The 5255-nt window shown below is 45.9% G+C and carries 4 protein-coding genes; 2 read left to right on the top strand and 2 right to left on the bottom strand.

Going from position 1 to position 5255, the window contains the following annotated elements:
- Positions 1-137 precede the first annotated feature (137 nt).
- Positions 138-1649 carry a primase C-terminal domain-containing protein gene (locus tag KW93_RS04365; protein ID WP_052131465.1) on the top strand — a complete coding sequence of 504 codons (1512 nt, stop codon included), beginning with the start codon at positions 138-140 and terminating at the stop codon, positions 1647-1649.
- A gap of 141 nt (positions 1650-1790) precedes the next feature.
- A complete protein-coding gene (locus KW93_RS04360) occupies positions 1791-2636 on the top strand; it encodes a site-specific integrase (RefSeq protein ID WP_033541754.1) in 846 nt (281 codons plus the stop codon).
- 145 nt (positions 2637-2781) lie between these two features.
- Here the strand turns inward: KW93_RS04360 and KW93_RS04355 are convergent, their stop codons facing one another.
- On the bottom strand, positions 2782-3909 hold the full coding sequence (locus KW93_RS04355; protein ID WP_033541753.1) for a replication-relaxation family protein: 1128 nt from the start codon (positions 3907-3909) through the stop codon (positions 2782-2784).
- 183 nt (positions 3910-4092) lie between these two features.
- A complete protein-coding gene (locus KW93_RS04350) occupies positions 4093-4575 on the bottom strand; it encodes a hypothetical protein (protein ID WP_033541752.1) in 483 nt (160 codons plus the stop codon).
- Positions 4576-5255 lie beyond the last annotated feature (680 nt).

Here is a 5255-nt window from a genome sequence, read left to right as displayed (position 1 = left end):
TTTGTAGATTTGTAGACTAATCTACAGTTTCACAATACCCTGTAAAACCCTATTGTATAAGGGTTTTGGCTCTTCTATAATTTGAAACTAACTAGGCAATTGCTTTGTAGTTGCGAATTAGAAAGGGGCAGGGAATCATGAATGAGATTTACGTAGTCATTGATACAGTGCTGCATGAAGGCTTAAATACTTATAAAAAGATCGGTTCCTCTGCTTCCCTTCCTCAACTTACGAAGACTCTAAAGAAAGCCTCAGGGTATAAAAAAGGTGCCATTTGTGTGACACGTTCCAAGGAAGATCTGTCTACACCGTTAGGTGTCAGGGGTTATGTGATTACATCCAAAGAAACCCTCTTGGAGGATTTTTCTGAACTTTCTCACTGGACCCCCAATGTACACAACTACTTATGGTACTCTGACAATGAAAGACGGCATCTCAAGGGACATACGGAACAGAACCTGCAGCAGATCAATACGTTCGTTGTCGACATCGACTCGAAAAAACAGCCGTATACGGAAATCCTGACCGCTGCTCTCGACCACAGCGTCGGGGTGCCAACGATGGTCCTGGAGACGCCGAAAGGCTTCCAGGTCTATTTTGTGTTGGAGACGCCGCTGTTCATCAGCAATCAAAACGATTTCCGCGGCCTGAAGGTGGCCAAACGCATTTCGGAAAACATCCGCCGCAGCCTGGCCAAGGTCCTGCAGGGCGTCGATCTGTCCTGCAACGACTTCGGCTTTTTCCGCATGCCGAACGAACAGAATGTCCGCTGGTTCTCTGAAAAGATGGTCTTTCCGCTGCATGACCTCATCGCCTGGTCCAAGCGGCAGGATGATGACCAGAACCGCGGGCTATTTGTCGTGGAAGCGAAAGGGCAGGCACTCGATCCGACACAGACCGAGTGGTTCCAGGAACTGTTGGCAACGCGCCATGTCAAAGGCAGCGAAGGGCAGATCGGACGCGACAACCTGATGTACACGCTGGCGCTGGCCTGCTACAGCGCCGGTAAGGGGCAGGGGGAGACCCTGGACTTGCTCGATGAATATAATTCCGCCCTGGAAGCACCGGTCCGCCACAGCGAAGTCCAGAAAATCGTCAGGAGCGCCTATAAGGGCCGTTTCAAAGGCGCCCACCAGAACTATATCCAGGAACTCCTGGAGGCGTGGCTGCCGGGCAAGGAAGTGCCCATTACTAACCACGTGGGTGGATGGCACAAGTTCAAGAAGGAACGGAAAGACCGCGTCCGCAGCCATTACAACGAATGGGAAGAAGATCTGCTGGCGTATATCCAACAAGAAACGAGCACCATCCAACCCATCAAGTGGACGACGCAGAGCGCGTTGTGCGAAGCCATCGGCATTCCGCGCAGCACGTTCAACGAACTTGTCCGCCAGTCGAACAAAATCCTCATCAAACGAAAAGGGAAAGGCCGCAGCGCGCAGACTGGATTGACGTCCGTGGCTGTGCTTCTTCAGTGTGCCCTCGAATTCAACCAGCAACACCGTGCCTTGTACTACGAAGCCGTCGCCCTGATGAGCGGATCCCGTGAGAACGACAGTGCGCTTTGGGAGCTCAACTATCAGCTGGAGCTGCTGACGCGTTTTCCGGAAAATCGGCCATTAACTGGAAAAAAATTCAATTCCTCTTAATTGTCCAGTCTGCCAATACATATCTGTATACGTCCTCTATTTTTCCTCTGGTTTTGGATTGGTTATTGGAGTAAGGATTTGAATTTTGGGGATTTTCTTTTTTCCTGATAAACTGAATAAAAAGAAAGGCAGGGGAAGCAGATGCTGGAGAATTATAGGGAGTACCGGTTAAAAGCGGGCATTTCTCCTGTGACGCTGGTGACGGAAGTGGAGCTACTGAAGTCGTTTGTCGGCTATGTCAACCAGCGGAATGACAAGCAGTTGGAACCACATGAGATCCGGCCTGCCGATGTGCGGGCGTTCCTGGATCAAGAAAAGGCGAAAGGGCTGAAAGCGAGCACGATCAAACGGAAATTGTATCATATCCGTCAGTATTTCCATTATCTCTGGAAGGTGGGGAAGGTGCCGGTTGATTTCATGCCGAAATTCGAATACGAGCTGGTGATTGAAAAGCCGGTAGCGCAGCTGTTGTATGCGGAATTTCAGGATAGTAAGAAGCAGGTGTTGCAGCATCCCAGCCTTGCGTTGAATGCGAAACTTTATTTCCTGTTTGCGATGGCGGGGTTCCGGATGCGGGAGATAGAGCGGCTGCAAAGCAGGCATTTCCGTGACTTAGGGGACCGGGTGGAAATGAATTTCGTCACCACACAGGAGGTCTATTGGCGATTGGTCTTTGAAGATCCAATGGAAGTGGCCGTGATTGTCCAGGCGATGGAGCGTGCCCTTTTCCGGGACCATGATTACCTGGTGTCGTCCGACAAGAAATACGGGGCGGATTATGTGCGCAATAACATGAAGGACATCTATTCCGGTCTTTCGGCGCTTTTGCCGAAAGCCTTCAAGACCGAAGAGGTGCGACTGGCCTATATTTACGATCTCTACAAGGTGCAGGGCAAGTCATTTGATGAGATGGGGGATTTGCTGGGGGTCACACCGGAATCGCTGACATCGACGTTAAAATTGGTTTTTGAACGCTATAAAAAGTAACCAGATAGCGATACTTTCAAAAAGATTGTTTCATTAAGGGAAAATCATTAGAGGCCATATTTAAGGATAAGAAATAAACGAAAGAGTCATGCATTGAGATAAGACAAGTGAATGCTCCTTCGTTTGTTTAGTTTTTTCTTTTAGACTAGGGACTTTCGTGAAAGTTCATCGTTAATAAGTCATCAACCGCTAGTTCTTTTATAGGCGGTATAATAACATGAAAATCTTTCTTATGACAAACTTCTATTTGACGTGTTGGAAATGAAAGCAATTCGTTAGGATTGTTTCCGTACTTTCTCAGTCGATTTTTCAAGTAAATCCAAGTTTTTGTTTGATGAAGTCGGATGGAAATAGCATACTGAATTACAGTACGCTGATTAAAGTTTCCGATATTTACAAGCAATGAGTCGCTTTCTTTTTGAAAACCGTATTGTTTATTTTTAGCGTAGAAAAATTTTATATCGTTTCTTTCTATGTCATTTACATAAATCCGATAAGTATGATTAAAATCTGCAATTGAAGTAATGACCAAATTCACCTGTTCTGCAAAAGCCATGCATTTGGATAGAAAAGCGCTTTGAATGCTTTCAATCCGTTGGAGTTGTTGTTTTGTCGGTGCAGCATCCAAACTTGGAATGACAAAAAAGATGGCTTCCGGCAAAGGTTTTCCGCTCTTTTGCAGCTGTTCGAAATAGTTATGATATCGTTCAAACTTTATCTGAAGTGCTTTTTTGCGTTCGCTGCCGGTATCGATTTCAACAAAGTAATCCTTTTCCTTCGCCCGGAAACCCAAATCGGGTTTTACAATCGGTGTCGCAATCATCAGATTCGTAGCAACATCGACCAGGGAATCGTGTCTTGCGATAGTCAAAAGCATGGTCAGGATGTCCGTGGTCATCAAGTGATGCTCGATGTTCTGGAAATGAGTCCGGTATAGGCTGTATTCGAGATGCGGCAACGGTTTGAAATAGGAAGTCCACCGTTGGCCTTTGGAAATCTTCTTTAATCGATAGAACTCATTCAAACCTGCCGGTGTCAGGAAATAGATTCGCCGTTCTTTTTTCCAACGATTGGCCATGCATTTTTTATGCTGGACCAACTTTCTCTCTTCTAATCGTTTCAGTATGGCATAGAGATTCGTTTTTCTTTTCTCTAGGGCAGTTTCAGTGCCGTCAACCGCCTGAGTGATTTGGGTGATATCGGATCCCCGGCTGAAGTAAAGGTATTCAAGAACTGGGTTCTGTCTTGGGTAAGGGGTATAGCTGTTAGTCATATGAATTCCTCCTGTAAAGTTAGGCGCTATGGCGCTTGGACGGTGTATGAATTGGGTGTACGAATGACTGAGTGTGCTGATTCGTACACCTGTGATTGTTAAAATCCTTTGGCGGCCAACGGTTTGCGGTGCATTTCATCCGCCGGTTTTGAGGTGTGACTATATAGCCTCCCCTTGCACCATTTAATTGGGCATGAATCTGTCCAGCAATTTCTGAGTTGCCCCTTTCTCTTTTGGCAGTAGTTTAGTTTCTAATTGCTGCAAAATATGCTTCATATCCCCGACCTCTTTCTGTGTCTGGATCATCCATTTTTCCTGTTTGGATAACTGAAGCCGAAGATTTTGATTCTCCGCAAGCAGCTGATCGAAACGGACGTTGAAGTAGGGAAATGGGAACGTCGGACGGTCATGGCTCTCTGCCTCTGAGGTGCTCACAAAGCGGGTGTCGACAATTTTGTCGACCAATGCACGGGTGGATTCCTTTGGATAGTTCTGCCGCGCCGTTATTAAGGTGGAAAGCAGCCGGTAATCATCATCGGTATATACACGGTTAGCTCTTTCATCTCGTTGGTAAACATGTCCTGCTTCCTCAAAAACTTTTGCGTAGTTGCGCAGGGTGCTCGGTGCACTCTGCAGGCTGTTGCACATTTCTTTTGCTGTGTACATGGTTCACGACCTTTCTGGAATGGATAATGAGTGATTGAATAAAAGAACGACAAAAAAAGCCCTTCGATCGAGGACAAGTTAAACCAAGCCAAATAAGCTATGGTTTTGAGCCTCGATCAGAGAGGGCTTCATTAAATAGAAAGGCTTCCCCGCATGGGTAAGCTGAATAATTAGTATAAGCAAGTAGATAAAGTGGATTAAGAAGACCAAGTTACTGTCTTAATCTATCTCTCTAATCTATTATAATCCATTATTGCTTCAGTGGAGAAGAATTTTTTCAATTATTTTTAAGCAATCGAATTTATATTTTGATGGGAGTTGTGCTTTCTACAAAGAGGCGAATGATCCTAGAGGAAACAGGGGATAAGGTGTGTCTGCTTATCAGTATGGAAAAGGAAGCGGTAAACTGTTCGATAACGGAGCTTGCAGGCTCTGAGAAAGGTTACTTGCTTTCGGGAGGAGTAGCGGGCAGATTTCATCATGAGTCTGTCTTCTTTCTTTGGTTCTGTGCAGGACCATTGCGATTCTCTTCTTGTGCCCATCTTTATTTATCTGGAATCAGAGCTTAGGAAAGGCTGGAGAACAAAGCGGGTACATACAGCAACTTGTTTCGGCATACACCTTCCGCTTGTGAACCGGACAGAAATTTCAGCTGGTTTTGAAAGATAACAGATTTGGTG

This window comes from Planococcus sp. CAU13 (assembly GCF_000775575.1).
Taxonomy (GTDB): Bacteria; Bacillota; Bacilli; order Bacillales_A; family Planococcaceae; genus Planococcus.
The sequence above is the reverse complement of the archived record's forward strand: the minus strand, read 5'-3'. Positions and strand labels throughout refer to the sequence as shown.

Coding starts and splice junctions, on each gene's coding strand:
- KW93_RS04365 (WP_052131465.1), top strand. CDS start 138: ATGAATGAGATTTACGTAGTCATTGATACAGTGCTGCATGAAGGCTTA.
- KW93_RS04360 (WP_033541754.1), top strand. CDS start 1,791: ATGCTGGAGAATTATAGGGAGTACCGGTTAAAAGCGGGCATTTCTCCT.
- KW93_RS04355 (WP_033541753.1), bottom strand. CDS start 3,909: ATGACTAACAGCTATACCCCTTACCCAAGACAGAACCCAGTTCTTGAA.
- KW93_RS04350 (WP_033541752.1), bottom strand. CDS start 4,575: ATGTACACAGCAAAAGAAATGTGCAACAGCCTGCAGAGTGCACCGAGC.